This is a genomic window from Streptomyces rubiginosohelvolus, from assembly GCF_014649875.1.
GTDB lineage: Bacteria > Actinomycetota > Actinomycetes > Streptomycetales > Streptomycetaceae > Streptomyces > Streptomyces rubiginosohelvolus.
This window is the reverse complement of the sequence record NZ_BMTW01000001.1, coordinates 748710-774456: the sequence shown is the minus strand read 5'-3', so window position 1 is coordinate 774456 and position 25747 is coordinate 748710. Positions and strand designations below refer to the sequence as shown.

The following is a 25747-nucleotide window of genomic DNA, read 5'->3' as shown; positions in this document are numbered from 1 at the left end:
GCGGCCCGCACATCAAGGGGCGGGCGGCCCGCAGATCAGTGTGTGGCCCAGCCGGGCGACGGCGAGCAGGTCCTCGCGGTCCGCGCCGAGACTGGCCCGCGCCGACAGCCCGTGCCAGATCGACTGGATGAGCCCGGTCAGGGCCGAGGCGTCCGCGTCCGGCGCCAACTCGCCCTCTTCGATGGCGCGTTCGGCGCGGGCGCGGAGGATCCGCTCGTTGTGGCCCTGGAGTTCGGCGAAGTAGGCGCTGGTGTCGAGGGTGCTGGTGCTGTCGGCCATGGCGGCGCTGCTGAGCAGGCAGCCGGGGTGTTCGTCGTCGGGCCGGGTGAACTCGTGGACGGAGTCGATCAGGACGCGTTCGACGACGGTCCGGAAGTCCGGAGCGGCGACGGCCTGTTCGTAGATCTCGCGGTAGCGCTCGGCGTAGGTCCGTACGGCCTCCTCGAACAGCTCGGCCTTGCTGCCGAAGGCTCCGTAGAGGCTGGAGGTGGAGAGGCCGAGCCGCGCGGTCAGATCGCGGGTCGAGGTGCCCGAGTAGCCGCGTCGCCAGAAGAGGCGGGCGGCGTCGAGGAGGGCTTGGTCGCGGTCGAAGGCTCGGGGGCGTCCACGTTTCGGCTGGGGCACGCTTGCATTGTAGAGCGATCGCACCATAATAGTTTTATGGAGCGAACGATTCAGAAAAAGTTCCCGGTCGGCGACGGCAGCTGGGTCACGGTCGACGTGTACGGGGACTCGGACACCCCGGGCCTCGTCGTGGTTCCGGGCGCGATGAGTGACGCCCTCGGGTGGCGTGCCGTCGCGACCGCCGTGGACGCGTGGCCGTCCGTGGCGGTCGTCAACCGCCGGGGCCGTGTGCCCTCGGGGCCGCTGACCGCCGCCTACTCCCTGCGCACCGAGGTGGCGGACCTCGGTGCGGTCCTCGACGGGCTCGGGGGTGTGCGGACCCTCTTCGGCTGGAGTTACGGCGGCCTCATCGCCCTGCTGGCCGCGGACGAACGGCCGCTGGACCAGGTGATCGCGTACGAGCCGGTGATACGGCCGTTCGGCCTCGACGTCCTCCCGGACCTCAAGGCGGCGGACGAGGCCGCGGACCGGGACACGGCCGTGGAGATCGTGCACCGGCGGATCGCCGGTCTCGACGGGGCGGTCGTCGACGCGCTGCGCGCCGACCCCGAGGTGTGGGAGGCCCTGCGTCGGCTGGCCGCGCCGATCTACGCCGAGACGGCCGCGCTGTACGGGGAGCCCGCGCCGGACGCCCTCGCCCGGCGGGCGGACCGCGTCGACCTGATCGTCGGCGGGGCCAACCGGGGCACGGCTCCCTACGGAACATCGTTCGACGACGTCGCGCGGCGCGTCCCCGCCGCCGAGGTGCACGAGCTGCCCGGCCAGGGGCACATGGCGCACCTCCAGGCCCCGGCGGAGCTGGCCCGGCTGCTGGAGGGGCTGGCCGCCGCCGGGTGAGCTCGGCGGGGACGCGCCCGACGTGCGGCGGCGAGTCCGCCGACAGAGACTCGGTGGGGATCTCCGGTGCGTCCGCCCCCGGACGCATGACGAGAAGGAGGAGGAACACGATGACCCCATCGATCAGCGACCCGGTGGTGGAGAAGTTCATCGCCGCGGTGAACGCGGGCGACAAGGACGCCTTCTTCGCCGACGTCCTCACCGAGGACGCCACCATGTCCGACGACGGCAGCGAACGGGACCTGGCGGCCTGGACGGAGAAGGAGATCTTCTCCCCGAAGGCCAACGGCCGCATGAAGGTCGTGGACGCCTCCGACGACGGCCGCGTCCTCGTCGTCGACTACACGAACGACACCTGGGGCACCATGCGGACCCGCTGGGTCTTCACGGTCACCGGCGGCCGCGTCAGCCGCTTCGAGACGGGCCAGGCGCCGTCCTAGCCGTGCTCTTCGCCGCCGGTCACAGGCGGCGGTAGGTGCGGCCGCCGCGCCGGGGGAGGGCCGCCGGGTCGTCGGGGCCGGTCCGGGTGGCCCGTAGCGCGAGGTGGATCTCGGCGCGCACGGTGGCGTCGCCGAGGTTCTGGGCGAGGTGTTCGGCGCACTGGGTGAGCCAGTTCGCCAGGGTGGTGCGGTGGACGTGCAGCTCGGCCGCGGCGGGGGCGGTCCGGGCGTGGTGGCCCAGCCAGCAGGTCAGCGCGATCCGCAGGTGCGGCTCCAGACCCCCGACCAGGCCGCGCGCCCAGGACCGGGCCGCCTCGGTGTCCAGGAGGCCGGCCGGCAACGTCTCCAGCCGGGCGGGGCCGTTCCCGTCCTCGCTCCCGCTGCCGTCGGCGGGGGAGGGCGCGCGGAGGGCGAGCAGCAGATGCGCCTGTACGGTCGCGTCCTCCAGGTCCGCGCGGAGCAGCCGGGACAGCTCGCGTATCCGGGCCCGTACCGTACCGGCGGACAGACCGAGCGCGGTCGCGGCGCGGGGCTTGGAGCCGGTGCGGAGCCAGACGAGGAGCAGGTGCTGGTGGGCCGCCGTCAGCGGGCGCAGTACGGATCCGGCCCAGCGGGCGTACGGGGCCGTGGGCAGCAGGGGCGTGAGCCGGGAGGTGCCGACGGCGTCGGCGGGGACGATGCGGCGGTCGGCGGTGGCGCTGTGCCGGGCGGCGGCCGCGTCGCTATGGGCGGTGGGCATCTCGGCCAGCGGCAGCGGCCCGGCCATGCCCGCCAGCAGGTGGTGGCGCTCGCTCACCCGGGAGACCAGGCGCAGGACCCGGCCGTCGTCGCCGCCCCGGTGCAGCTCGGCGACGACGAGTTCGCCGTCCAGCCGGCCCAGCAGGGTGCAGGCGTCGGCGTGCGGGGCGAGCGAGGGGCGTACGGCCCGCCACAGGACCTGGTGGGCGGTGGGGACGTCGGCGCCGGTGAGCCGGTAGACCGTGACATGGGTGAGCCGGTTCCCGCCCAGGGTGTCGGCGACGGCCGTGGTGTGACCGGCCAGCAGCAGCCCGACGAGGGTGGTGTGCAGCCGCATCTGCTCGCCCCGCAGCTCCGCCGCCCGCTGCCCGCGCACCTCCAGGAGGGCCGCGGTGGTCGTGGCGACGCGGGCGGCCTGCTCCGGGGGGACGGTCGGGCCGGGGGCCACCACGAGGACGGCTCCGGCGGCCGGGCGCTGGAGGCAGTGCGGGTGTTCGTACGGGTCGGCCGCCGCGTGCACGCCGTCGGCGGCCGCGGCGGCGGGGGTGCTGTAGACGGCTCCGGCGATCGGGTCGGCCAGCACCGCCCACCCCTGGACCAGCAGCGCGGCCTCGGCGATCAGATGCGCACCGGACCGGGTGGCCGCCCGCAGCAGGCGGTCCGTCGTCTCCCGCGCATTCCGGGCGCCGCCCGGGCAGGCGGCCTCGTGGCCGGTCGTACCAGTGGTGCACATGGGGGAGAGCCTCTGCGGGCCGTGCGCACCGCGTACGGCGGCATCCCGTACGCGGCACGGCAGTTGGGGAGGGGGATCGAGGCGCGGATCAGGGAATGCGGGCGACCGCGCCCCATCCGGCCCGGGCCGTGGTGGTGCCGGTGTTCGCGTCGGGCCGCCAGTTCGGCCAGGACACCATCCCCGGCTCGACCATCTCCAGCCCGTCGAAGAACGCGACCGTGGTCTCCGGCTCCCGGAAGATGTACGGAATCGCGCCGCTCGCGTTGTACTCGTCCTGGACGGCCCGGTGGGCCTCGTCGGACGCGGTGGAGTGGCTGAGCGAGAGGTAGCTGCCGGAGGGCAGGCGCTCCACCAGCCGCCGTACCAGGGACAGCGCGTCGTCCCAGTCCACGATGTGCCCCAGGACGTCACTGATCACGAGGGCGACGGGCTGCGTCAGGTCCAGGGTCTTGGCGGCCCCGGTGAGGACGGTCTCGGTGTCGCGCATGTCCGCCTCGACGTACGCCGTCGCGCCCTGGGGGGCGCTGGTCAGCAGCGCGTGGACGTGCAGGAGCACCAGGGGGTCGTGGTCGACGTACACGATCCGGGACTCCGGGGCTATCCGCTGGGCGACCTCGTGCGTGTTGTTCGCGGTCGGCAGCCCCGCCCCGACGTCGAGGAACTGCCGGATCCCGGCGTCCCGGGCGAGATAGGTGACGGTCCGGCGCAGGAAGTCCCGGGACTCCTTCGCGAACGTCTCGATCAGCGGGTACTTCCCCCGGTAGGCGTCGCCCGCCGCCCGGTCCGCCGGGAAGTTGTCCTTGCCGCCGAGCCAGTAGTTCCAGACACGTGCGGAGTGCGCGACGCTCGTGTCGATCTGCGCGGGCAGTTCAGGCCCATTTCCGGTCGTACTCATCCTGTAACACCTCTCTGGTTCGGGCCGGCCGTATCGCCATCACGCACGACACGTCCAGCATTCCCTGATACGTCTGCACGGGGTGCGGGCTGTCCCACACCTCCGCCGTGCCGGGCAACCCGCCCTCCCGCACCACGTGGTCGGCGATCTCCCGGATCTCCACCCGGTACAGGGAGAGTGCCGGGACACCGGTGAGCGGGTGCGGTGGTGCGTACTCGGGGTGCAGCTGCATCGTCACATCCCCGCGCTCAGCGGTCTGTTGAAGCCTTCTGACCTGCTCGCGCATCACTTCGTCGTCGCCCACCCGGCAGCGCAGCGCGGTGACGGGCAGGACGGCCCAGAGGCGGGTCTGCTGTTCCTGGAGCCGCTTCTGACGCTCCACCAGGAAGTCCGCGCGCCTTTGCCGCTCGGCCGCGTCCCGCTCGGGGAACATCACCTCGTCCACGGCCATCGCGTACGCCGGGGTGCGCAGCAGCAGCGGGACCAGCGCCGGATGCCAGGTGCGGACGACGCTCGCGGCGGACTCCACGCTCATCAGGTCCATCAGCCAGGGGGCCATGGCGTCCCGCCAGGGATGCCACCAGCCGGGCATGTTGGCGGCGTTGAGCCGCCCCATGATGTCGTCGGTCTCCGCCGCGCCGGCCCCGTAGAGGTCGAGCAGGGCGGACACCTGCCCCACGTCGAGGGAGGTCTGCGCCTGTTCCAGCCGCCGGAGCGTCGAGGGATGCCAGCCCAACTGCGTCGCCACCTGCGGTACGGACAGGCCGGCGCCCTCCCGCAGGTGCCGCAGGCGGGCCACCAGGACCAGGTGCCGAGCCGTACGGCCCGACCGTTCGCGCGCCACGGTTCCCCCTTTCCGGCTCCGGCTCGATCTGTCCGACATTCCGCGCAGTCTGCGCACTGTGCACACAGCGCACCTTGCGACGCTCGCACGGCGCTCCCAAGGTAAGCATGTCCGACTCGATCGCACGCCAACTCGGTAAGACCGGGCCGATCTTGCCCCATGCCCCTCCGTCCACCCGCCACGGGTACTCCGTACTCAGCACTCCGTACTCAGCACTCCGTGGCCGTACTCCCGTTCTGCCGTTCCGTGCACCGTCGTTCCGGCGGCCCGTTCTCTGGAGCCCACCGCATGAACCACCCGACCGGCCTGACCGGCCCGACTCCGCTGAACCGCCTGGCCGACGTGACCCCTCTGGTCCACCCGAGACTGCGCTCCGTCGTCACGGCTCCGAGGCCCGCCCAGCCCCGCCCGCTCGACCTGCGCGTCCGCGCCCAGCGGATCCAGATCGACGAACTCGTCGTCGACGACCCCCACCAGGTCCTCGCCCACGCCCGGCAGGCCGCCATCGACGACCCCGAAACGGCGGAGCAGTTGGGGTACAGCGCCACGGAACCGCTGCCGCTCCCGGACGCGGCCGCGCTGCTGTGCGCGCTCTACGACACGGATGCCCTCACGGCGATGGGCCTGCGCCTCACCCGTCACACGACCCGTGTCTCCGCCTCCAACCAGCAGACGGAACCGGTGTCGTTGGTGCGGTCGACGACGCCGGAGGACTGATCCTGTCGGTCGCTCACGTCGGGCGTGTGCGGGACGCGCGGCAGACTGGGGGGATGGATTCAGGACTCGCCGCCCTACTGGGCGCCGCCGTCGGTTCCGCCGCGACGCTCGGGGCCGCGATCGTCAACGGCCGCGCCCAGGCGCGGTCCCAGCACGCCCAGCAGAGCCGCCAGCACCGTCGTGACGCCTACGCCCGATACCTGAGCGCCCTCCACGACCGCGACCTCGCCATGGACGCCGTGCTCGACGCGCTGCGCCCGGACCGGCCCGACCTCACGGTGGTCGAGGACCTGACGGCCCGTTTCGTCACGCTGGCCCGTGAGGTCCACCGGACCTGCGAGGTGGTCATCCTCGAAGGCCCGGCCACCGTCGCGGCCGTCGCGGAACGGGTCACCAACGCCTCCGCCGACCTCTCGTACGCCATGCGGAACATGGCCGAGGACGCCCGCGCGGGCGACACCGCCCGCAAGGCGGAGCACACGGCCCTGGCCACCGAACGGGAGCGGGCCCTCTACGAGGCGGTCAAGGAGTTCCGCCTGGCGGCCCGTGCGGCCATCGGGCAGGCGGTCTGAACCACCGCCTTGCGCCGGGGAGAAGCCGCCTACCGGGATACCGCGTGGCGGATGCCGTACGCGGCGGCGCCGATGAGGAGGACGGCGGCTCCGGTGAGCACGGAGGGCAGCGGCAGGGCGAAGGCCAGGACGAGGCAGCCGGCCAGGCCGGTGATGGGGATGATCCGCGCCGGGCGGCCTTCGGCCGGGGTCAGGGTCCAGGCGGACGCGTTGGCGATGGCGTAGTACGCCAGGACGCCGAAGGAGGAGAACCCGATCGCCCCGCGTACGTCCGTGGTCGCGGCGGCCACGGCTACGACGACGCCGACGAGGAGTTCGGCCCTGTGGGGGACCTTGAAGCGCGGGTGGACGGCGGCCAGGGCGTAGGGGAGGTGGTGGTCGCGGGCCATGGCGAGGGTGGTGCGGGAGACACCGAGGATGAGCGCGAGCAGGGAGCCGAGGGCGGCGACGGCCGCGCCGACGCGTACGACGGGGACGAGCCAGTCGGCTTCGGCCGCCCGCGCGGCGTCCGCGAGCGGGACCCCGGCGGAGGCGAGTGGGCCGGGGCCGAGGACGAGGAGGACGGAGACGGCGACGAGGGCGTAGACGACGAGGGCGATGCCCAGGGCGATCGGGATGGCGCGAGGAATGGTGCGGGCCGGGTCGCGGGCCTCCTCGCCGAGGGTGGCGATGCGGGCGTAACCGGCGAACGCGAAGAACAGCAGCCCGGCCGCCTGCAGCACACCTGCGACCGTGGCGTCCGCGCCGATCTCCAGACGGGCCGCGTCCACCCCGCCGGACGTCAGGGAGACGGTCGCGACGGTGGCGAGCACCGCCAGGACGACCGCCACGATGACGCGGGTGAGCAGGACGGACTTCTGGATGCCCGCGTAGTTGACCGCAGTCAGGGCCACCACGGCGCCCACCGCGATCGCGTGCGCCTGGCCCGGCCAGACGTAGGAGCCGACGGTCAACGCCATCGCCGCGCAGGATGCGGTCTTGCCCACGACGAACGCCCAGCCGGCCAGGTAGCCCCAGAACGCGCCGAGCCGCTCCCGCCCGTAGACGTAGGTACCGCCCGAGGCCGGGTAGAGGGCGGCGAGCCGGGCGGAGGAGGTGGCGTTGCAGTAGGCGACGACGGCGGCGAGGGCGAGGCCGAGCAGCAGGCCGGAGCCGGCGGCGCGGGCGGCCGGGGCGAGCGAGGCGAAGATGCCGGCGCCGATCATCGATCCCAGGCCGATCACCACCGCGTCCGGCACGCCGATCTGCCGCTGGAGTTCGCCCGGGACTGCCGCTGCCGCTGCCGAGGGGCGCGCGGGCTTGCTGCTCAAGCCTTCTCTCCTTGCAGAGGTGTTCTGCGGTCCGCCGCACGGTAAGCGATCGAGGTGAATCCTCCACCGAGAGGGTGGCTAGGGCAGGAGGGCACTCAGGGCGCGTGAAGCTGCGCGGCGGCAGCGAATGCACCGCTACAACAGCGCGCTCTCCATTCGGTCCCTTGTGCAAGCGCAAGGGACCGAACAACGTAGTTGTCCAGCCATTCCCATGTCTGGAACTCGTTCCCGATCGCATACAAGTGCTTGACCTCCGTTAGTCCGTCGAGGCGCAAAAATGGAGCGTAGGCAGACGGGGGAGTGCCGTGTCCTATTCGGAGCGCTGGCAGGAACTGTTCGGACCGACCGAAGAAGTGCCCGCGATGAGGCTAGCTTCGGCGTCCTCGGACCCCGGGCCCGGGGCGGGCGGAACAGGCAACCTCAAGTACAGCAAGGGTCCCTGGACCAGTGCGTCCGGCACCGCCGGTGATCTGCGGACGAGGACGGAGACGAGCCGGACGGTCCTCGGGCGCGGCCACGAGGGCATCGAGGCGGGCGCCACCGGTTTCAAATCCGTCGCGGCCCTCAGAGCGTGTTGAAGTCCTGGGAAGAACGCCTTCGGGCGGTCCGGGACGAGTGCGAGAAGCTCGAGGGGAACCTGCTGACGGTCGCCAAGGAGATGGGGGAGTCGGAGACCGCCGTCAAGGCGTCTCTCAAGGGTGTCGACGTCCCCGGCAAGGCGGACGAGAAGCGATGACCGAAACCCTGACCTGGCAGATGCTGCGTGACCTCCAGACCTCTGAGTTCACGCAGGCGGGCGACAAGTGGCACGAGGTCTCGAGCCGTTCGGCCTCCGACCGGGGACGGGTCGACGGGGCGATGTCAGCGAAGCTCCGGGAGACCCAGGAGAGCGATTCGGCGGAGGCGGCCCTCGGCCGGCTTCGACGCCTCAGCCGCAACTTCCAGTACGTGCACAGCGAGTGCGGTCTCATTCGGACAGCGCTCAATGGACTGGCAGGCGATCTCGCTGAGCCTCAGAGGCAGTTGAAGCAGGCCCTTGCGGACGCCGCCTCCCTGAACTTCACCGTCCACGAAGACGGGTCCGTCAGCTACCCGGCCGCCAAGGTCGAGGACCTGACCGGGGCGAAGCAGGAGGCGCCAGGCGGTAGTTCCCAGGGAAGCTCGCGTCTCCTGCTGGATCCGCCCGGCCTCGGCCCGACGGGGCAGCCATCGCTGTATCCCGGCCACTCACGCTTCAAGCCGGTGAACCCGAACGCGGAGAAGGCACAGGATGTGGCCGACCGCATCGTCGGGGCCGTACGGTCCGCGCGGGAGATCGACGCCCGGTACGCGAAGACTCTCAACGGTCTGAGAGCGGAGAAGGGCCTCGACGCCACGGCGGCCACGCTGAAGGACGTAGCCAGGGACACCGCCGACGTCCGCTCCACCGCGGGCATGCACCTCGCTGAAGGCATCCCACAGGACAAGGACCCCGCCGAGCGCAAGAAATGGTGGGACGGGTTGAGTGACGAGCAGCGGCAGGAGTACCTGAAGGTCGCACCGGATCTGATCGGCGATCTGGATGGCATCCCGGCACTGGTCCGCGACGAGGCGAACCGGAACTACCTGCAGGTCCTCATCGATGATTTGGTGCGGCAGGGTGGCGACGAGGCGAAGACCAAGCTCAATGCCCTCCGCATGATTCAGGAGAAACTGGGCGGGTCTAGTCACCCGCCCATGTATCTCCTAGGCATCGGAGACGAGGGCAACGGGCGTGCGATCGTGTCGTACGGCAACCCCGACACCTCCAGGAACGTCTCGGCGTATGTCCCCGGTCTTGGCACCAAGCTCAACAAGGACTTCGTCGAAGACACGATGAAGCGGGCCCAGGACACGGCCATTGGTGCCCGACGTGTGGACTCATCCAGTGCCTCGATCATCTGGCTTGGCTACGACGCGCCGCAGAGCGTGGATGTGATGTCGAAGGGCGACGCGCAACGCGGTGCCGGGGGCCCGGAGGGGGCGAGGACAGCAAACGACCTCTTCGACATCGGCAACGATGATGTGTACTTCGGCAAGGACCCGGCGAGCGAGGCCTTCGGAGCACAGCGCTTCCTGGTCGACGACGGGCCAAGGATGGTCCTTGAGGCCGGAAAGTTCGATGCCCACTCTCCGTACTTCGATCCGGTAAAGGACCGAGTGTCGGCGACCAACATCGCCAGGATCGTCGGCGGACGTTCTGAGGACATCGTGAGGGAAGATCACCGATGAGGGACATGACGCAGACCCTTCGCCTAGCATGTGCGATCGCCGTGGCCGGAGCCCTGCTCGCCGGGTGCGGGCTGGTGTGCGGTGCCGAGAACGGGAAGAGGGCAGTGGTGGACATGGACATGCAGGGAGCGGCGGAGCGCGCAGACGGGATGTTCTACGCGACGGTCGGGGAGATCAAGCCGGAAGTCGAATAGGTCCACTACACGACGACCGGCAGCTGCGACGTCACGCGCTACTGGACGGTTATGACGGTCGTGTCCGAGCAGCGCCGCGGAAACTTCCTCGGTGTGGTCGAGCGTTTCTGGAAGGCGAACGACTACCGGATCGACATGGTGAATCCGAGCAAGGAGATGCCTGAGATCATTGCCACATCCGAGGACGGCTTCGGGATCAGTGTCATGTTCGGCCACAAGGGGCAGGCGTTCTTCGAGGTCACGAGCCCTTGCGTGGACGAGTCGAAGGTAGCCCCGCCCACGAAGGTGGCGAACGGCCGCACATACGAGGGCGAGATCCCCACCCCCAACGTCCGCTCCGACTTCTGGTCCGCCGAGTCCCCGGGACCGGGCCCCACCGCCTCGCCCTGACTCCAGCGTGGGGCGATCGCGTGCCTGCGCCCCGACGAGACCCGCCTAGACCAGCCACTTCCCGTCGCGCATCAGGGTGCGGCCGGTCATCTCCGGAACTGTTCCCCACGCCTGCAGCACCGGGTTGACCCGGAAGAAGACGTACGAGGGGTGGTCCTTCCGAGGATCCCAGCCGTCCTTGGCGGCGAACGCGTCGCCGACCTCGGCCGGAAGCTCCTCGCGGGTCAGCATGCGCGCGGTGCCGTGGACCAGGACCACGTCCCGGGTATGCCCGAAGCTGAGCCGGGCCCGCCCCGAGGAACACAGGTTGCGCCCCGTCGGGTTGGTGTCGCGGGTGGCCAGCCACATCGCCTCGCCGTCCCACCAGAAGGCCAGCGGAACGAGGCACGGCTCGCCGGTGGCGTCGGCCGTGGCGACCCAAACGTCGTTGTCCCGCACGAGCCGTTCGAGTGCCTCGCGCTTGCGCTGCTCAGGGCTGCGGGGGCCGCTGGGAGAAGAGTCAACTGCACTCATGCGGCGAGGGTATGGCGTGCCGGGCTCCTGCCGCATCGGGCGGCAGACCTACGCCTCCTCCTGGCGGGCCGGCGAATTCGGTTGACGGTGTCGGGAGAATTCCTGGCATGGGTACGGATATCAGCGGCTTCATCGAGTACCGGGCACCGGGGGGCGATCAGCAGCCGATCTGGTTCGGCGCACACGACCTCAGCCACCTCAACGACGACGTTCGCAATTACGACGCGTTCGGTTGTCTCTTCGGGGTGCGCAACTACGCGAACTTCCGTCCCCTGGCCGCAGGCAGGGGGTTTCCCGCCGACGCCTCGGCCGCGCTGAGCGCGCGTTTCGCGCAGTTGGTCGAGTGGTACGGCGAAGACGGCTTTCACAGCGCCACGTGGATCACCTGGGCCGAGGTGAAGGCCGTCGACTGGGACGAGCCCGCGGAGAAGCCCGACAGTCGCCTTCACGAGTACCGGCAGACGCCGAACGGGCTGAGGATGACCGGCAAGTCCTCCTGGAGTGCAGAGTTCGCCGAGGCTGTCGGACTGGAGCGGGGCGATGTCCGGGAGTGGCGCGAAGGCGCTGAGTGGCTCATCGGGGACACGCTCTACAGGTCGGTCACCATCCGCCGCAGGGATGCCGTCACCGAGACCGGGGAGTGGCGCCCTGTCTGGGAAGCCCTGAAGGGCCTCGCGGAACAGCACGGTGACGACAACGTGCGGTTGGTGGTGTGGTTCGACGACTGAGCGGGGAGGGATGCCCGTACCCCGGCCGGCAGCACGGTCCGGCTCAGTCGATCGTCTTGACCACCCGGGCGGGCACTCCCGCGACCACCGTGCCGGCAGGAACATCACGCGTGACCACCGCACCGGCGGCGACCACCGCTCCGGCACCGATGGTCACTCCCTGCGTGATCACGGCGGCTGTCCCGATCCATACGTCGTCCTCGATGACGATCGGGGCGAAGGAGAGGAACTCACGGCGTTCGGCGAGGGGCAGCGGGTGGCCTCCGGTGATGAGGCTGACCTTCGGGGCGATCATGACGCCGTTCCCGATGCGAATCCCTCCCTTGTCCATGAAGGTGCATCCCTGGTTGACGAAGACGTTCTCCCCGAACGTCGTGTTCAGCCCGTACTCGGTGAAGAACGGCGGGTAGATCGTCACCGACGGCGGCAGCGGGCCGCCGAACACAACAGAAAGTAGTTCGGCGCGACCTTCGGTGTTGCTGAACGGAAGCACGTTCAGGCGGGACGTCGCATCGGTCACCTCAACGATCCGCTGCGCGTGGCGTGCGAATTCAGGTGTCTGTACGTGCATGGCGTGGTCTGTGCGAGTAGACATGCGCCGATCCCACCACCGCGCGGAGCGCTCGATCAAACAACTCTGCGCTGCACCAGAAACAACTCTTGGTTGTGGAAGTAAGGTGGACGCGTGGATGCTGAAGCGCTGCGAACGTTCGTGACCGTCGCCGAGACCGGCCACTTCCAGGCCGCGGCCGACGAGCTGGGCATCAGCCAGCAGGCGGTCTCCAAGCGGATCGCGGCCCTGGAGCGGCACCTCGGGGTCATGCTCCTCGTAAGGACCTCCCGAGGCTCCCGGCCGAGCCCGGACGGGCAGGTCTTCCTGCCGCACGCGAAGAAGGTCCTCGCGGTCGTCGAACAGGCCGAGCAGGCCGTGCGGCCCGGCAGCCGTCCCCTGCGCGTCGACGTCCTCAACCGGCGTATCTCCCCGGCGCAGGCCGTCCACCGGTTCTACCGCTCCCACCCGGATATGGAGCTGGACGTGGTCACGCTGAGCACGGAGAACGCCGCCCAGGCCGCCCATGCGGTGCTCGAAGGGACGGTCGACGCGTCCTTCCGCGCCCTGCCCGCCGATCAGGTCCCGGCCGGGATCAGCGTCGAAAGGCTGATGGACGCACCCCTGGAGCTCCTGGTCGGCCCCGGCCACCCGCTGGCGGACGCGCCTCACGTCAGTCCTGCGGAACTGGCCGGTCATCGCATCTGGATCCCCGGGATCATGCCGGGCACGGAATGGGCGGCGTTCTACCGGACGCTGTCCGAAGCCTTCGGCCTGAGCATCGACGCGCTCGGCCCCGACTTCGGCCCCGAGGCCCTGATGGACACGCTGGCGGAGTCGGCCTCCTTGGCCACCCTTGTCGGCAGCGGGGACCGCTACCTGTGGCCCCAGGCCCACGACCTGCGGCGCATCCCGTTGCGCGCCCCGACCCCGGTCTACCCGCACGTGCTGCTCTTCCGCAGCGGAGACCAGCACCCCGTGCTGACCGGGCTGCGCGACTATCTGCGCACCGCGGGCCCGCGAACCCCGCACGACGTGTGGGCGCCGGAGTGGGTGGAGGCCGCTTAGGACGCGGCGAACTCCACGAAGGACGTCCAGGCGTCGGGGGCGACGGCGAGCGCGGAGACGGTGAGGTCCTTGGAGTCGCGGATGTGGACGGTGTGGGGGCAGGTGGCCACCTCGACGCAGTCGCCGCCCTGGGGGCCGCTGTACGTGGACTTGGACCAGGTGAGCGCCACCTCTACACAGTTGCCGCCCTCGCTGCCGCTGTAGCTGGACTTGAACCAGTGGAGGTCGGTACTCATAGTTCCTCTGCCATCTTCTCGATCTTCTCCAGCGTCCTCTCCGGAGTGTATGCCTGGGCCCTGGTGACGCCATACTTGCCGAACAGGTTCCCCAGCTCAGGTTGTTCGGTGACGAAGAAGCTGCCGCCCTGCCCCTCGATATAGGCGAGCTGCTGGCGCTTGTCGGTCTCCAGCAGGACGAACGGGCCGTCCAGCGCCGCGTGGTCCTCCCGGTCCGGATCCATCAGCTGGATGCGCACGTGCCGGAGCCGCGCCACCTCGGCGAGGTGGTGGAGCTGGGCCTTCATCACGCGACGACCGCCGATCGGCCGGGTCAACACCATCATCTCCAGGACGAAGCTGATGTCGGGCAGCGGCCTGCGGGACAGCAGCTTCTGCCGTTCGAGGCGAGCGGCGACCTTCGCCTCGATCTCGTCCTCGTCATAGGTCGGGTACCGGCTCGTGAAGACGGCCCGCGCGTACGCCTCCGTCTGGAGTAGACCGGGCATGACGTGGTTCTCGTACTCGTGCCTTGCCCACGCCTTCTCCTCCTCGTCCGCGAACGGCGTGAACCAGCCCGGTAGCGGGTTACGCCGCTCCGTCTGCTTCGGCGGCTTCGGCGCGGCGACGAGCAACGCACCCTGTGCGCGCAGCACCTCGTCCGCCCGCTGCACGAAGACGTCCGTCGGCGGTCGGGCGCCCCGTTCCACCATGGCGACCTGTGACTTGGAGTAGCCGATCCGTTTGCCCAACTGGTCCTGTGACAGCCCGGCCAGCCCGCGGAAGTGCCGCAGCAGCAGACCGAACATCTCGGCGGTGCTTTCCGGCTGATCACTGAAGTGCACGGGCTCACCTCACATGTACACCACTGGTCACAACGTGCTTGTGACCCTGGTCACCGTACGTGTCTGCCGCAACGCTGAGCGCATGGAACTGAAGAATTCACCGGATCCGGTCCCCTTTCACCCCTCCTGGATCCCCGCCTCCGGCCACGCCCTCCGCCACGTCGGCATCCACTTCGACGCCGTCCGGGCCATCGGCCTGCTCGGCGAGGAAATCGCGTACGAGGTAATGCAGTTCACCGACTTCCAGGCCGGACCCATCGTCCGCTCCGGCATCGGCGAGCGCAGCATGTACTTCCTGCTCGCACTGGGGACCGCCGCCGAGCACCGGTGGCCTCCCGGCGTGGAGGCGATGAGCCGGAGCGCGCGGGGTGACGCGTTCGTCGGGGTGCCCGCGCTGGGCGGCGGGACCTGGCCGCTGGACTGGCGGTCGCGGCCCACCGCCCAGGATCCCTTCGTGGACGGCGCGTTGCTGCACGAGATGGCCTGGCTGCGTGCGGGGTGCACCGTAAAGGAGTGAGCGAGGCATCAGCTCTCCTTCCGCGCCCGACACGTCAGTGCCAGGAGCACCAAAGGGGCCACCTCTCCTCGCCCGTTCTCAGGCGGCCGGTCCCGTGCGGAGCCGCCGTACGTCCACCACGAGCGCGTACACAGCGCCGAGGAAGGCAGCGGCTCCGAACACGAGCCACAGAACCGTGGCCCCGGAGCGGTACTCACGAACGGCGAGGGCGAGGAGCAACATGCTGGGGAAGACGCCGAAGACGGAGATCAGAGCGCTGATGCGATGAGTCACGCGCACATCATCGACGACAACCTCGGCCGGCGGAAGTGATCCAGGGCGTAAGCGATCCAAGGACGGCATGGGTTCCGAAGGTGCAGCCGGCACTCCCGCCGGCTCACCCTCGGAGTGCGCGAGGCTTCCGGTTACGGGACCCGGGCCACCGCGACGTACATGCCGCTGTGCTCCTGCTCGGGCGCGGGCGTTCCGTTGAACCACTCCGGGGCCTTCACCAGGCCGGGGGTGACGATCTCCAGGCCCTCGAAGAACCGGGAGAACTCCTCCCGGGTCCGCAGAGCCAGTTGGATGCCGCCCTTCTTGTACTCGTCCGCGCTCTGCTCCCCCTTCTCCTCGTTCACGTCGGACGCGCCGTGGGACAGCACGACGTAACTGCCGGGCGCCATCGCGTCGGTGAACGTACGGATGATGTCGATCGGCTTCTCGGCGTCGGGGAGGAAGTGGAGGAGGCCGAGCAGGGACAGGGCGATCGGGCGGTCGAAGTCCAGGGTCTCGCGGGCGGCGTCGAGGATGATCGCGGGCTCGCGGACATCCGCGTGGACGTAGTCCGTCACGCCGTCCGGGCGGCTGACCAGCAGCGCTTCCGCGTGGCGCAGGACGATGGGGTCGTTGTCGCAGTAGACGATCCGCGCGGAGGGACGGATCTCCTGGGCTATCTGATGCAGGTTCGGCTCGGTGGGGATGCCCGTCCCGATGTCGAGGAACTGCGTCACACCCTGGCCCGCCAGCCACGCCGTCGCGCGGTGCATGAAGGCCCGCTGCTGGTGGGCCCCGATCTTCGCCTCGACGGGCAGGAGCTCGGCCACCTGCTGGTCCACCGGGTAGTTGTCCTTGCCGCCCAGCAGGGCGTCGTAGACCCGGGCCGAGTGCGGCTTGCTGGTGTCGATCGGGGGGTGAGGCGCCTGTGCCGTCATGCCGAACTCCAGATACACGTGGTGTGGACCAGTCAGTCGACGCAGTCTGCCACAGCAACCCCACTGGCACGCAGGGGTGTTCGGCCGTCGACCGAGGCGGGAGGGGCGGGGTCCGCCAGGGATTCCCCCGTACGCCGCTTATCGATCCACTCGTGACCGTGGCGTTGCGGTGGCCGTGAATCTGCTCACCCGCGCCGGTCGACGCTTTGACCTCGTACGCCCCGCACGCCGAGGATCGGCGGTGTGAACCCTGACGTGCCCCAGCCGCCGCACTCGTCCTCCTCGCCTCCTCCGTCGCCGTGGGCCCCGCCGTCGTCGGCGGGCGAGCCGCCCCGCCCGCCCGGACAGGCCTGGCCGGGCGGGCAGAGCGGCCAGGGCTGGGACCGGCCCCCGGAGTGGAGCCGCCCGCCGACCGGGCCGGTACGGGCGCCCTCCGGGTCCCGCTACGACGAGCAGGGGCGCAACGGTCACGGCGGACGGTTCGGCTGGATCGGCGAGCTGTCCGCCGTCGTGGGGCTGGTCCTGCTGGCCGTCGTGGTCGTCGGGATCGTCGGGATGGTCCTCGCGGAGCTGCTGGACGCGACTCCCGCGGACCCGGACAGCGACCTCTTCTTCGAGGACCCCGTCGCCGATCTGGTGGTCCAGCTCCTCGGCATCGCGATCGCCATACCCATCGTCCTGTGGGGCGCCCGCGTGATCGGCCGGCGGCCCGCCGGGACCGTGTCGTCCGTCGTCGGGCGGCTGCGCTGGGGCTGGCTCGGGCGGTGCGCCGCCGTGGGCTTCCCGCTGATGGTCGTGCAGATCGGCGTGCTGATCGCGTGGACCTGGAACGACGAGCCGGTCGGGGAGTCGGGGACCGGCTTCCCGGGGTGGCCCGTCTTCCTGCTGAGCCTGGCCGTGATCCTGGCGCTCGTCCCGTTCCAGGCCGCCGCCGAGGAGTACGTCTTCCGGGGCTGGCTGGTCCAGGTGGTCGGCCGGGTCGCGCGCACACCCTGGCCCGCCGTCGTCGTCGCCTCCCTGCTGTTCGCCCTGGCCCACGGGTTCGGTGAACTCTCCGGTTTCCTCCTGCTGCTGTACTCGGCGCTGTGGTGGGGCTGGCTGGTGATCCGTACCGGCGGGCTCGAAGCCGTGATCGTCATGCACGTCGCCAACAACCTGCTGGCCTTCGGCCTGGCGGCCGGCTTCGGCGAACTGGCCAGCACCGAGACCGCCGCCGACGCCCCCTGGCAGGCCATGGTCGCCGAACTCGTCTTCGCCCCGCTGTACTGCCTCACCGTGGCCCGGATCGCCGGCCGCCGCGGGATCGAGCGGGTCAGTCCTTGAGCCCTGACGGCCCGTACTGGTCGCTGACCCTCACGCCGTATCTGCTGGGCGTCGCCTTCGGCTGAGGAGCGTGGCCACCGGGCCGGCTCAGAACTCCACGGTCAGCTGCGCGCGGACGTGCGCACGCAGCACCCCCGCCATGTCCGTCGTGCAGTCGCTGATCAGCCACTGGATCTGGAGGCCGTCCATCAGCGCGATGAGCTGCTGCGCGGCGGCCGACGGGTCGACGTCGTCACGGAGTTCGCCCGCCTCCCGGGCCTGGAGGTAGGCGCGTTCGGTGTTGGCGACGGACGTACGGTAGCGGGCCTCGAAGTACGCGTGGGCCGGGTGGTCGGGGGCCGTGGCCTCCGCCGCGACCACCGAGAACAGCTCGACGATCCCGCGCCGCTTGGCGTTCAGCTCGGCGAGGTCCACCAGGCGGCGCAGATGGTCGACGCCCCGGGTCACGCCGAGCGCCAGCCACTCGTCGTCCACGTCGTCGCGACGCTGGAGGACGGCGAGGAGCAGCGCCTCCTTCGTCGGGAAGTGGTGCAGGAGCCCCGGGTGGGAGATGCCGCAGCGGGTGGCGATGACACGCAGCGACGCGCCCCGGTAGCCGGCCTCGCCGAACAGGGTCATCGCCTGGTCGAGGATCTCGGTCCGCTTGGCCCGGCCCTTGGCGTAGCCGCGTCCGGTTCCCGGGGTCACGCGTATCCACCCGCTGTCATCGCCACGCCTCTCTCGTTCCGCCCCAGATTCTCACAGGGGCGAATACTTACCAAGCGGTCGGGATTGAGCGTACGGTACTGCGAGTGCCGCTCTCGCCGGCGTGGCCGGTGTGGCCGTCGTGCGTCGTGAAAGGAAGTCCTGTGGGTCCCAAGCCGCCGTATCTCGACCCCGCGCTGCCCGTCGCGGAGCGGGTCGCCGACCTCCTGGGGCGCATGACGCTGCCCGAGAAGGTGGGCCAGATGCTCCAGCTCAACGCCAAGGAGGGCGTGCGGCACCTCGTCGAGGACCTGCACGCGGGCTCGATCCTGCACGCCTCGCCGGAGCGGGTGCGCGAGGCCGCCGCGCTCACCGCGCGGACCCGGCTGCGCATCCCGCTGCTCGTCGCGGAGGACTGCATCCACGGGCACTCGTTCTGGGAGGGCGCCACGATCTACCCGACGCAGCTCGGGATGGCCGCCACCTGGGACCCGGAGCTGGTGGAGCGGATCGCGCGGGCGACGGCGGTGGAGGTCGCGGCGACCGGGGTGCACTGGACGTTCTCGCCGGTGCTCTGCATCACCCGGGACCTGCGGTGGGGCCGGGTCAGCGAGACGTTCGGCGAGGACCCGTTCCTGATCGGGGAGCTGGCCTCCGCGATGGTGCGCGGCTACCAGGGCGAGGGCCTGGACGACCCGACCGCGATCCTGGCCTGCGCCAAGCACTTCGCCGGGTACTCCGAGACCCAGGGCGGCCGGGACGCCAGCGAGGCGGACATCTCGCGCCGCAAGCTGCGCTCCTGGTTCCTGCCGCCGTTCGAGCGGGTCGCGAAGGAGGGCTGCCGGACCTTCATGCTCGGCTACCAGTCGATGGACGGCGTGCCGATCACCGTCAACAACTGGCTGCTCAACGAGGTGTTGCGCGGCGAGTGGGGCTACACCGGCACGCTGGTCACCGACTGGGACAACGTCGGCCGCATGGTGTGGGAGCAGAAGGTCTACGCCGACTACGCGCAGGCGTCGGCGGCCGCGGTCCGCGCGGGCAACGACATGGTGATGACCACGTCGAACTTCTTCGAGGGGGCCCAGGAGGCGGTCGCCCAGGGCGCGTTGACGGAGACGGAGATCGACGCCGCCGTACGCCGCATCCTGACGCTCAAGTTCGAGCTCGGGCTCTTCGAGAACCCGCGCCACCCCGACGCCGGCCGGCAGGCCGAGGTCATCGGCAGCGGGGCGCACGCGGTGCTGAACCTGGAGGCGGCGCGCCGCTCGCTGGTGCTGCTGGCCAACGACGGCACGCTGCCGTTCGCGGGCGGCCTGGAGGCCGGAGGGGAGGGGCGTCCCACGGGGCCCGGTCCCCGCACGGTCGCGGTCATCGGCCCCAACGCGGATGACGCGCAGACCCAGTTGGGTGACTGGGCGGGCTCCTCCGGGCAGGCGGACTGGCTGCCGGACGGCCAGCCGCGCACCATGATCCGTACCGTCCTCGACGGCTTCCGCGACCAGGTGCCCGCCGACTGGACCGTGTCGTACGCGCCCGGCGCCCGCATCCTGGACGTCGGGCCCGACCCGGAGGGGGAGTTCTTCCCCGACGGGCAGCCCCGCCCGGAGGTCGTCCACCCGGCCTCCCCCGACGCGGAGCTGATCGCCGAGGCCGTCGCCGCCGCCGATGCCGCCGACCATGTGGTGGCCGTCGTCGGCGACCGGATCGAGCTGATCGGCGAGGGCAAGTCGACGGCCACCCTCGAACTCGTCGGCGACCAGGTCGCGTTGCTGGACGCGCTGGCGGCGACGGGGAAGCCGCTGGTCGTCGTCGTCATCAGCTCCAAGCCGCTGGTGCTGCCGCCCTCCGCGCTCGACGCGGCGGCGATCGTGTACGCGGCCAACCCGGGCATGCTCGGCGGCCGGGCGATCGCCGAACTGCTCCTCGGGCTGATCGAGCCGACCGGGCGGCTGCCGCTGTCCTTCGCCCGGCACGCTGGCCAGCAGCCGACGTACTACAACCAGGTGCGCGGCCAGCACGGCACCCGCTACGCGGACCTCACCCAGCGCCCGGCGTTCGCGTTCGGCGAGGGGCTCAGCTATTCGACGGTCGCCTACACGGACCTGGAGGTGCTGACGGCGGTGGTCGACGAGTCGGAGACCGTACGGGCCCGGGTCACCGTGACCAACACGGGTGCGCGGCCCGCGCTGGAGACGGTCCAGGTGTACGTGAGCGACACGGTGACGTCGGTGACCTGGGCGGAGAAGGAGCTGAAGGCCTACCGGCAGGTGGCGCTCGCCCCGGGGGAGTCGCGCGAGATCCTCTTCGGGCTCCCGGTGGCCGACTGCACGCTCGTGGACGCGGAGGGCGTCCGCAGGGTGGAGCCGGGCCGCTTCGAGCTGCTGGTGGGGCCGTCGTCCCGGGACGAGGCGCTGCTGCGGGGTGAGTTCACGGTCAAGGGCTGAGCCCTGGACGGTGGGCGGCGGCGCCCGCCCAAGGGACCGCCCCGCGCGCGATCGCGGGAGCGGTCCCATCGGCGGGGTCCGGGGCCGTCAGGGGCCGCCGTCCGTCCTCCTCAGCTCGTACAGGTCCCAGGAGTCCGGGTCGCCGATGTACTGGTAGAGGGTGGGCCGGGTCTCGGTGCCGCCGACGTTCCAGGTGCCGTACGTGCACGAGTCGACGGTGATGTCCACCTCCTGCGACCAGGTGCCCCCGCCGGGCTCGTACGTCCAGGTGCCTTGTCCCGTACAGATGGCACCGTCGCCCTCCCCGTCCCCATGTCCCCAGCCGCCGAGGTTGTCGTCGATGGCGTCGGCGGTGACCCGGCCGTAGGCCGTGAGCGTGAGCGTTCCACCGTGTCCGTCGGACCAGCGGCCGACGAGGTCCGCCGAGGTGAACGCCGGTGGCCGGTACTCCTCGAGCACCCCCGTCGCCAGACCGACGCCGCCGAGGACGGCGGTGAGCACGACGGCGGCCACGCCCCACAGGGTCACCGGCCCGAAGACCCGCTTCCGGCGCGACCGCCAGAGCAGCGCCGGAACGGTGAGCGCGGCCGTGGTCAGGAACCAGCCCAGGGCGACGGCACCGGCCCCCGCGCCACCGGCCAGGGCGACGACGGCGGCGACGATCACGAGCGAGACGGCCCCCGCCACCACCGGAACCCACCACCACACCTCACGCCCGCCGAACCTGCGCCCCAGTACGCCGCTGAGCCAGGCGGTCGGAAAGACGAGGACCACGGACAGGGTGCCGGCGATCGCGGTGGCGAACACGGCGAGCACGGGCAGAAAGAGGATGAACATCGCCGAACCGCCGCCGCCCGCGTTCGGTGACTCCTGCGTGATGTCGTACACGACGGAAACGACGAGCGCCACCATCGCTTCCAGGAGCAGCACCAGTATCGAGAGCAGCAGCGACAACCCGAAGAGCCGCTTCTTCTCCGGTCTTCCTGACTTCTCCATCGTCAGTCCCCCTTGCGCACGCCGATGTCGGTGCGCCGCGCCCACCCGGGGCGGCAGCTGCGGCCATCGTGTCAGAGCAGTTTGAACGCGTTCAACACAGGGTGGGTGTTGCCCGGAGTGCGCCCGGCGTCCGCTCGGGGCGCGTAAAGAAGAAGCGTTTCCCCGTACGGGTATTACCCCGTACGGGTGTGGCGCGGCCGTCCGGACGGCGGTGGGGCGAGCACAATGGGGCGGCGGTTCGTGCAGAGGCGCGCAGGCCCCTCTCCCGCACCTTGCGCTCAAGGAGGACCGGTGGCGGACAGCTGGACGGTTCAGCGGACCGGGCCCGGGGACGCCGCGCGCACACAGGCGCGGGAACAACTCCTGGAAGCGGCCAGGGAGCTGTACGGCGTCAACGGATACCGGGCGACGGCCGAGCACGACGTGTGCGAGGCGGCCGGTGTGCCGGTCGAGGTGCTGCGTCAGGAGTACGGGTCACGCGAGGGGCTGCTCATCGCCCTCCACAACCGGGTCACGACGACCGGGCTGCGGGCGGCGGAGCGCGCCCTGCTGACCGAGGGCATCGAGGAGTGCTCGATCGAGGAGCGGGTCCGGCTGCTCTTCGACGCGTACGTGGAGGCCGTCACCAGCGATCCGCGCGAGGCCCGCGTGACGTTCGTCGAAGTGCTCGGCGTGAGCGCCGTGGTGGACGAGCACTGCAAGCTCTGGCGGGCGCTGTGGACGGAGTTCCTCACCGGCGAGGCCGAGCGGGCGGTGGACCGGGGCGAGGCGGAGGACCGGGACCACCGGGTCGACGTGATGGTGATGGTCGGCACGGTCCACGAACTGATGGCCCACCACGCCCGCCGCTGCCGCCGGGCCCGCCCCGGCGAGGTCTCGGGCGAACTGACCCAGCTGGCCCTGACGATGCTGGGGTCGCAGCGGGGCGGATGAGGACCACCGGGCCGAGGTGTACCGACTGCGGTGGCCTGTACCGAGCCGGACTCCTGACGGCCGGGGGTCAGACCGGGGCCGAGACCTGCGCCTGCGCCGGTACCCGTGCCGTGGGCCCGGCCGCGTACGGGCCGCCCAGGCCCCACGCCTGGTGCATCGCGTCGGCGAACGCCGCTGCCAGGAGGTGTTCGCCGCTCGGGCCGGGATGCGTGCCGTCGTACGTGTCCGTGTGGATGTCGTAGCCCGGCGGGCGCGAGGCCAGCAGGAGGGGGGAGGACGGGGTGTCCAGGTCCGCCACCGCCTTGGCCAGGAGTTCGTTGAAGCGGGCGCAGGAGGCGGCGAACGGGGCGTCCGTCTCGGCCCGGATGTTCGGTATCACCGGGAGCAGGACCATGCGCAGACGCGGGTTCGCCGTGCGGGCCGCCGCGACGAACGCGCGGGCGTTCGCCGCCGTCTGCTCGGCGTCCGTGTAGAAGCCGAGGTCTATCAGGCCCAGCGAGACCAGCAGGACGTCCGCCTCCGTCCCGCGCACCGCGTCCGCGATCACCGGGGCCATGTGCAGCCAGCCCTCGCCCCAGCCGGACAGATGGCGGCGGGCGGCGGGCGGGAAGGACGGGTCGGCGTACGCGTGGGAGAGCGGGGCGCCCGCCGCTCCGTCGTACAGCGTCGAGCGCGGGCCGACGATCTCGTACGGGAGGCCGGGGAACGCCTCCAGGTGCTGCCACATCCGGTAGCGCCAGGTGAAGTCGCCGGCGTGCCCGATGGTCATGGAATCGCCGACGAAGAGGAAACGCATGGCGTCATCATGGCCGATCACGGCTCCGGCCTGCGACGTGACGATGGACACTTGGGCCATGCGCCTGTATCCGACCGGGCCGGCGGGCACCCGTGCTGCCGCCCTCGCCGCCGCTGTTCTGCTGTTCGCCGGGGCCGGCCCGGCCGTGGCCGACGACGGGCGGCCCGACCGTGACTTCACGATCGAGGACCCCCGGATCACCGAGTCCAGCGGCCTCGCCGCCAGCCGCGCCCACCCCGGCGTCTACTGGACGCACAACGACAGCGACGACGGCCCCTACGTCTTCGCCGTCGACTCCCGCACCGGGAAGACCCTCGCGACCATCACCATGCGGGGGGTGGGGGAGCCGAGGGACGTCGAAGGCATCTCCGTCGGGCCCGACGGAGACCTCTACGTCGGCGACATCGGGGACAACCTCGACGGCACCTGGAGCCATGTCTGGATCTACCGGTTCCCCGAGCCGAAGCAGCTGCGCGACGCCACCGTCGACGCCGTCCAGTACGACGTGAAGTACGCCGACGGGGCCCGCAACGCCGAGGCGCTGATGGTCCACCCGAAGACCGGCCGCGTCTACATCGCCTCCAAGAACGAGGACGGCGGCGGCCTCTACGAAGGGCCCGCGAAGCTGACCGCCGGGTCCGTGAACACCTTCCGGCGGGTCGGCGAGGTGCCGTGGGTCACGGACGGGGCCTTCTCTCCCGACGGGAAGCGTCTGGTGCTGCGCTCGTACTTCAGCGCCCGCGCGTACGCCTTCGAGAACGGCCGCCTCGGCGAGGACCGGTCCGTCGCCGCCCCGTTCCAGCGGCAGGCCGAGTCCGTGACGTACACGGCGGACGGCTCGGCCCTGATGTTCGGCTCGGAGGGGGCGCAGAGTGACGTCGTCCGGGTGGAGGTGGAGGGCGGCGGGTCCGGGAGCGGTCAGGAGCAGGGGAAGCCCTCGGGGAGCGCCGGCGGCGAAGCCGGTGACCAGAGCGGTGGCGAGGAGGGCGACGGCAAGGGCGGTGCCGGGCTCGGTGCGGCGATCGTCGTCGGGGTGGGCGTCCTGTGGTTCGCGCTCCGGCGGAAGCGGGGGCAGGGGGAGGGGTAGGGGCCGGGGGCGCTGGTTCCCCTCAGTCCTCGTCCGTCACCGGCCACACCTCGTAGTGCAGCGTCCGGTCCCGCTTCAGCCGGTGCGCGAGCGGGACCAGCACGCCCTGCACCACCGGATACTTGCGCGACAGCATCCGCGCCGCGTGCGTGTTCTCCTTCGTGCCCGGCCGCAGCAGCCGCGCGTGCGCCCTGATCTGCGGCCCGGTCGGGACACCCCGCACCGTGCAGGGGGCGAGCTCCACCCGCGGGTGGTTACGCATCCGCTCGACCTTCCAGGCGGAGGAGAACGTGCGGATGAACGCGTGATCGCCCTCGACGGCGATGTTGACCGGGGTACCGACGGAGGTCCCGTCCTGCCGGTGGCTGCTCAGCAGGACGGCGTACTGCTTGACGAAAGGAGCGAGCTCCCGGCTGGCGTCCATACATCCATTGGGGCACGGTCCTGCCGCCCTGTCATGTGCGGGACGCGGCCCGTTCCGCCGCCCGCTCCCGGACCAGCACGTCGAAACCGGCGATCAGCCGTTGCAGCCCGAACTCGAACCGGTCGAAGTCGGAGCTGAAGGTGTCCTCCGCCATGCCCGCCATCATCGGGTACGCGCCGCTGAGCATGGCCCGCTCCAGGTAGGGCCGCTGGTTGTCCCAGAACGCCTCGTCGCTCAGCCCGGTCTGCGCCACCGCCTCCGCCTCGTCGGCCTGGGTGCGGGCGAGGCCCTCCACGAAGCTGTTCACCGCGATGATCACGCCGATCAGCTCGGGGTCCCGCAGCCCCATGCCCCGCAGACCGGTGAGCGCGAGCTCCAGTCCGCGCAGGGCGCTGGGGCCGAGCACCGTACGGGCCTGGTTGATCTTCAGCAGCCAGGGGTGGCGGCGCAGCGTGTCCAGGTGCCCCCGGGCCATCCGGTCGACCGCCTCGCGCCAGTCGGCGGGGGGCTCGCCGGGGTGGTCGGCGAACGGTTCGCCGAGCACGCGGTCGAACATCAGGTCCAGCAGCTCGGATTTGCCGGGGACGTACCGGTAGAGCGACATCGTGCCCGTGCCCAGCTCGGTGGAGAGGCGGCGCATGGAGACGGCGGCCAGCCCCTCCGCGTCCGCGACGGCGACGGCGGCGGTGACGATCCGGTCCAGGGTCAGCCCCGGTTTCGGGCCGCGGCTGGGGCGCTCGCCGGTGCCCCACAGAAGCTCCAGGCTGCGCGCGATGTCGCCGCTCCCGGTGGCCGGCCCGTCCGTCTTCGACGCTGCCCCGGCTGTCGTTCCGTCGTTCGTCATGGCCTCAGCGTAATGGGCCGAGAAGAAAGTGGGTACACCGTAC

At 71.1% G+C, this 25747-nt stretch carries 29 protein-coding genes and 1 pseudogene; 14 read left to right on the top strand and 16 right to left on the bottom strand.

The features are described from left to right. Positions 1-12: 12 nt before the first annotated feature. Positions 13-624: a TetR/AcrR family transcriptional regulator gene (locus IE134_RS03690; RefSeq protein ID WP_189429563.1), complete on the bottom strand. Its 612-nt coding sequence runs from the start codon at positions 622-624 to the stop codon at positions 13-15. Positions 625-660: 36 nt separating this feature from the next. Between IE134_RS03690 and IE134_RS03685 the strand changes: the two genes are divergently transcribed. Further along, the gene (locus IE134_RS03685) at positions 661-1461 is read left to right on the top strand and encodes an alpha/beta fold hydrolase (RefSeq protein ID WP_189429561.1); all 801 of its coding nucleotides are present in this window, start codon (positions 661-663) and stop codon (positions 1459-1461) included. Between the two features lie 110 nt (positions 1462-1571). Further along, positions 1572-1901, top strand: a complete 330-nt coding sequence (locus IE134_RS03680; protein ID WP_098894839.1) for a nuclear transport factor 2-like protein — start codon at positions 1572-1574, stop codon at positions 1899-1901. 19 nt (positions 1902-1920) lie between these two features. Here the strand turns inward: IE134_RS03680 and IE134_RS03675 are convergent, their stop codons facing one another. The 3 genes from IE134_RS03675 to IE134_RS03665 form a co-directional block, all read right to left on the bottom strand. Continuing rightward, positions 1921-3372: a PucR family transcriptional regulator gene (locus IE134_RS03675; RefSeq protein ID WP_030709678.1), complete on the bottom strand. Its 1452-nt coding sequence runs from the start codon at positions 3370-3372 to the stop codon at positions 1921-1923. An 88-nt stretch (positions 3373-3460) separates the two neighbouring features. Beyond that, positions 3461-4267, bottom strand: coding sequence for an SAM-dependent methyltransferase (locus tag IE134_RS03670; protein WP_030709677.1), 807 nt, complete (start codon positions 4265-4267; stop codon positions 3461-3463). Further along, the gene (locus IE134_RS03665; protein WP_030709675.1) at positions 4242-5111 is read right to left on the bottom strand and encodes a helix-turn-helix domain-containing protein; all 870 of its coding nucleotides are present in this window, start codon (positions 5109-5111) and stop codon (positions 4242-4244) included. The genes IE134_RS03670 and IE134_RS03665 overlap by 26 nt, the downstream gene beginning before the upstream one ends. Before the next feature lie 288 nt (positions 5112-5399). On the opposite strand from IE134_RS03665, the gene IE134_RS03660 reads away from it, so the two are divergent. Both IE134_RS03660 and IE134_RS03655 read left to right on the top strand, forming a co-directional pair. After that, positions 5400-5828 carry a hypothetical protein gene (locus IE134_RS03660; protein WP_098894840.1) on the top strand — a complete coding sequence of 143 codons (429 nt, stop codon included), beginning with the start codon at positions 5400-5402 and terminating at the stop codon, positions 5826-5828. 53 nt (positions 5829-5881) lie between these two features. After that, entirely contained in the window at positions 5882-6400 is a 519-nt protein-coding gene (locus IE134_RS03655; protein WP_098894841.1) for a proline dehydrogenase, read from the top strand. Between the two features lie 29 nt (positions 6401-6429). Here IE134_RS03655 and IE134_RS03650 read toward each other — a convergent pair whose 3' ends face one another. Next, positions 6430-7710: an APC family permease gene (locus tag IE134_RS03650; RefSeq protein WP_098894842.1), complete on the bottom strand. Its 1281-nt coding sequence runs from the start codon at positions 7708-7710 to the stop codon at positions 6430-6432. Between the two features lie 571 nt (positions 7711-8281). On the opposite strand from IE134_RS03650, the gene IE134_RS34010 reads away from it, so the two are divergent. The 3 genes and pseudogenes from IE134_RS34010 to IE134_RS03635 all read left to right on the top strand — a co-directional run bounded on the left by IE134_RS34010 (position 8282) and on the right by IE134_RS03635 (position 10544). Next, positions 8282-8446, top strand: a complete 165-nt coding sequence (locus IE134_RS34010; RefSeq protein ID WP_229823283.1) for a hypothetical protein — start codon at positions 8282-8284, stop codon at positions 8444-8446. Beyond that, complete coding sequence (locus tag IE134_RS03640; RefSeq protein ID WP_189429559.1) at positions 8443-9960, top strand: alpha/beta hydrolase; 1518 nt, start codon at positions 8443-8445, stop codon at positions 9958-9960. Before IE134_RS34010 ends, IE134_RS03640 begins: the two co-directional genes overlap by 4 nt. Further along, positions 9957-10544: pseudogene (locus IE134_RS03635) on the top strand (hypothetical protein). Before IE134_RS03640 ends, IE134_RS03635 begins: the two are co-directional and overlap by 4 nt. A 45-nt stretch (positions 10545-10589) precedes the next feature. Here the strand turns inward: IE134_RS03635 and IE134_RS03630 are convergent. After that, positions 10590-11057, bottom strand: a complete 468-nt coding sequence (locus IE134_RS03630; protein ID WP_189429557.1) for a pyridoxamine 5'-phosphate oxidase family protein — start codon at positions 11055-11057, stop codon at positions 10590-10592. Between the two features lie 107 nt (positions 11058-11164). Between IE134_RS03630 and IE134_RS03625 the strand changes: the two genes are divergently transcribed. Beyond that, complete coding sequence (locus IE134_RS03625) at positions 11165-11785, top strand: hypothetical protein (RefSeq protein ID WP_098894859.1); 621 nt, start codon at positions 11165-11167, stop codon at positions 11783-11785. Between the two features lie 43 nt (positions 11786-11828). On the opposite strand, the gene IE134_RS03620 is transcribed toward IE134_RS03625, so the two are convergent. Next, positions 11829-12356, bottom strand: coding sequence for a sugar O-acetyltransferase (locus tag IE134_RS03620; RefSeq protein ID WP_097876001.1), 528 nt, complete (start codon positions 12354-12356; stop codon positions 11829-11831). A 114-nt stretch (positions 12357-12470) separates the two neighbouring features. Here IE134_RS03620 and IE134_RS03615 point away from each other — a divergent pair, with 114 nt between their 5' ends. After that, positions 12471-13403 (top strand): LysR family transcriptional regulator, encoded by a 933-nt coding sequence (locus IE134_RS03615; RefSeq protein ID WP_098894844.1) that lies wholly within the window; start codon positions 12471-12473, stop codon positions 13401-13403. Here IE134_RS03615 and IE134_RS03610 read toward each other — a convergent pair. Together IE134_RS03610 and IE134_RS03605 are read right to left on the bottom strand one after the other, a co-directional pair. Continuing rightward, complete coding sequence (locus tag IE134_RS03610; protein WP_098894845.1) at positions 13400-13639, bottom strand: DUF397 domain-containing protein; 240 nt, start codon at positions 13637-13639, stop codon at positions 13400-13402. The two genes, IE134_RS03615 and IE134_RS03610, sit on opposite strands and share 4 nt — an antisense overlap. Then, positions 13636-14463: a helix-turn-helix domain-containing protein gene (locus tag IE134_RS03605; RefSeq protein WP_098894846.1), complete on the bottom strand. Its 828-nt coding sequence runs from the start codon at positions 14461-14463 to the stop codon at positions 13636-13638. The genes IE134_RS03610 and IE134_RS03605 overlap by 4 nt, the downstream gene beginning before the upstream one ends. A gap of 82 nt (positions 14464-14545) precedes the next feature. On the opposite strand from IE134_RS03605, the gene IE134_RS03600 reads away from it, so the two are divergent. After that, positions 14546-14980, top strand: a complete 435-nt coding sequence (locus IE134_RS03600; protein ID WP_098894860.1) for a hypothetical protein — start codon at positions 14546-14548, stop codon at positions 14978-14980. 78 nt (positions 14981-15058) lie between these two features. Here IE134_RS03600 and IE134_RS03595 read toward each other — a convergent pair whose 3' ends face one another. Both IE134_RS03595 and IE134_RS03590 read right to left on the bottom strand, forming a co-directional pair. Next, positions 15059-15253 carry a hypothetical protein gene (locus tag IE134_RS03595; RefSeq protein ID WP_098894847.1) on the bottom strand — a complete coding sequence of 65 codons (195 nt, stop codon included), beginning with the start codon at positions 15251-15253 and terminating at the stop codon, positions 15059-15061. A 131-nt stretch (positions 15254-15384) separates the two neighbouring features. After that, the gene (locus IE134_RS03590) at positions 15385-16170 is read right to left on the bottom strand and encodes an SAM-dependent methyltransferase (RefSeq protein ID WP_030709653.1); all 786 of its coding nucleotides are present in this window, start codon (positions 16168-16170) and stop codon (positions 15385-15387) included. Between the two features lie 243 nt (positions 16171-16413). Between IE134_RS03590 and IE134_RS03585 the strand changes: the two genes are divergently transcribed. Continuing rightward, complete coding sequence (locus IE134_RS03585) at positions 16414-17493, top strand: CPBP family intramembrane glutamic endopeptidase (protein WP_189429555.1); 1080 nt, start codon at positions 16414-16416, stop codon at positions 17491-17493. A gap of 87 nt (positions 17494-17580) precedes the next feature. Here IE134_RS03585 and IE134_RS03580 read toward each other — a convergent pair whose 3' ends face one another. Then, positions 17581-18180, bottom strand: coding sequence for a TetR/AcrR family transcriptional regulator (locus IE134_RS03580; RefSeq protein ID WP_030709649.1), 600 nt, complete (start codon positions 18178-18180; stop codon positions 17581-17583). A 161-nt stretch (positions 18181-18341) separates the two neighbouring features. On the opposite strand from IE134_RS03580, the gene IE134_RS03575 reads away from it, so the two are divergent. Continuing rightward, the gene (locus IE134_RS03575) at positions 18342-20624 is read left to right on the top strand and encodes an exo-beta-d-1,3/1,6-glucosidase (protein ID WP_189429553.1); all 2283 of its coding nucleotides are present in this window, start codon (positions 18342-18344) and stop codon (positions 20622-20624) included. 87 nt (positions 20625-20711) lie between these two features. On the opposite strand, the gene IE134_RS03570 is transcribed toward IE134_RS03575, so the two are convergent. After that, positions 20712-21620, bottom strand: a complete 909-nt coding sequence (locus IE134_RS03570; protein WP_189429551.1) for a hypothetical protein — start codon at positions 21618-21620, stop codon at positions 20712-20714. 291 nt (positions 21621-21911) lie between these two features. Between IE134_RS03570 and IE134_RS03565 the strand changes: the two genes are divergently transcribed. After that, complete coding sequence (locus IE134_RS03565) at positions 21912-22553, top strand: TetR/AcrR family transcriptional regulator (protein ID WP_030709643.1); 642 nt, start codon at positions 21912-21914, stop codon at positions 22551-22553. Positions 22554-22620: 67 nt separating this feature from the next. Here IE134_RS03565 and IE134_RS03560 read toward each other — a convergent pair whose 3' ends face one another. Then, the gene (locus tag IE134_RS03560) at positions 22621-23409 is read right to left on the bottom strand and encodes a GDSL-type esterase/lipase family protein (RefSeq protein ID WP_179888092.1); all 789 of its coding nucleotides are present in this window, start codon (positions 23407-23409) and stop codon (positions 22621-22623) included. Here IE134_RS03560 and IE134_RS03555 point away from each other — a divergent pair. Beyond that, positions 23408-24436, top strand: a complete 1029-nt coding sequence (locus tag IE134_RS03555) for an SdiA-regulated/phytase-like domain-containing protein (protein ID WP_189429548.1) — start codon at positions 23408-23410, stop codon at positions 24434-24436. The two genes, IE134_RS03560 and IE134_RS03555, sit on opposite strands and share 2 nt — an antisense overlap. A gap of 22 nt (positions 24437-24458) precedes the next feature. On the opposite strand, the gene IE134_RS03550 is transcribed toward IE134_RS03555, so the two are convergent. Together IE134_RS03550 and IE134_RS03545 are read right to left on the bottom strand one after the other, a co-directional pair. Further along, positions 24459-24860 carry a PPOX class F420-dependent oxidoreductase gene (locus IE134_RS03550; RefSeq protein ID WP_030709639.1) on the bottom strand — a complete coding sequence of 134 codons (402 nt, stop codon included), beginning with the start codon at positions 24858-24860 and terminating at the stop codon, positions 24459-24461. A 31-nt stretch (positions 24861-24891) separates the two neighbouring features. Then, complete coding sequence (locus tag IE134_RS03545; RefSeq protein ID WP_030709637.1) at positions 24892-25704, bottom strand: TetR/AcrR family transcriptional regulator C-terminal domain-containing protein; 813 nt, start codon at positions 25702-25704, stop codon at positions 24892-24894. Positions 25705-25747: the final 43 nt, after the last annotated feature.

What these genes read in the sequence shown, in the direction of transcription:
- IE134_RS03685 (WP_189429561.1), top strand. Translation starts at nt 661, where the DNA reads ATGGAGCGAACGATTCAGAAAAAGTTCCCGGTCGGCGACGGCAGCTGG.
- IE134_RS03680 (WP_098894839.1), top strand. Translation starts at nt 1,572, where the DNA reads ATGACCCCATCGATCAGCGACCCGGTGGTGGAGAAGTTCATCGCCGCG.
- IE134_RS03675 (WP_030709678.1), bottom strand. Translation starts at nt 3,372, where the DNA reads ATGTGCACCACTGGTACGACCGGCCACGAGGCCGCCTGCCCGGGCGGC.
- IE134_RS03670 (WP_030709677.1), bottom strand. Translation starts at nt 4,267, where the DNA reads ATGAGTACGACCGGAAATGGGCCTGAACTGCCCGCGCAGATCGACACG.
- IE134_RS03660 (WP_098894840.1), top strand. Translation starts at nt 5,400, where the DNA reads ATGAACCACCCGACCGGCCTGACCGGCCCGACTCCGCTGAACCGCCTG.
- IE134_RS03655 (WP_098894841.1), top strand. Translation starts at nt 5,882, where the DNA reads ATGGATTCAGGACTCGCCGCCCTACTGGGCGCCGCCGTCGGTTCCGCC.
- IE134_RS03640 (WP_189429559.1), top strand. Translation starts at nt 8,443, where the DNA reads ATGACCGAAACCCTGACCTGGCAGATGCTGCGTGACCTCCAGACCTCT.
- IE134_RS03630 (WP_189429557.1), bottom strand. Translation starts at nt 11,057, where the DNA reads ATGAGTGCAGTTGACTCTTCTCCCAGCGGCCCCCGCAGCCCTGAGCAG.
- IE134_RS03625 (WP_098894859.1), top strand. Translation starts at nt 11,165, where the DNA reads ATGGGTACGGATATCAGCGGCTTCATCGAGTACCGGGCACCGGGGGGC.
- IE134_RS03620 (WP_097876001.1), bottom strand. Translation starts at nt 12,356, where the DNA reads ATGCACGTACAGACACCTGAATTCGCACGCCACGCGCAGCGGATCGTT.
- IE134_RS03610 (WP_098894845.1), bottom strand. Translation starts at nt 13,639, where the DNA reads ATGAGTACCGACCTCCACTGGTTCAAGTCCAGCTACAGCGGCAGCGAG.
- IE134_RS03600 (WP_098894860.1), top strand. Translation starts at nt 14,546, where the DNA reads ATGGAACTGAAGAATTCACCGGATCCGGTCCCCTTTCACCCCTCCTGG.
- IE134_RS03590 (WP_030709653.1), bottom strand. Translation starts at nt 16,170, where the DNA reads ATGACGGCACAGGCGCCTCACCCCCCGATCGACACCAGCAAGCCGCAC.
- IE134_RS03570 (WP_189429551.1), bottom strand. Translation starts at nt 21,620, where the DNA reads ATGGAGAAGTCAGGAAGACCGGAGAAGAAGCGGCTCTTCGGGTTGTCG.
- IE134_RS03555 (WP_189429548.1), top strand. Translation starts at nt 23,408, where the DNA reads ATGCGCCTGTATCCGACCGGGCCGGCGGGCACCCGTGCTGCCGCCCTC.
- IE134_RS03560 (WP_179888092.1), bottom strand. Translation starts at nt 23,409, where the DNA reads ATGGCCCAAGTGTCCATCGTCACGTCGCAGGCCGGAGCCGTGATCGGC.
- IE134_RS03550 (WP_030709639.1), bottom strand. Translation starts at nt 24,860, where the DNA reads ATGGACGCCAGCCGGGAGCTCGCTCCTTTCGTCAAGCAGTACGCCGTC.
- IE134_RS03545 (WP_030709637.1), bottom strand. Translation starts at nt 25,704, where the DNA reads ATGACGAACGACGGAACGACAGCCGGGGCAGCGTCGAAGACGGACGGG.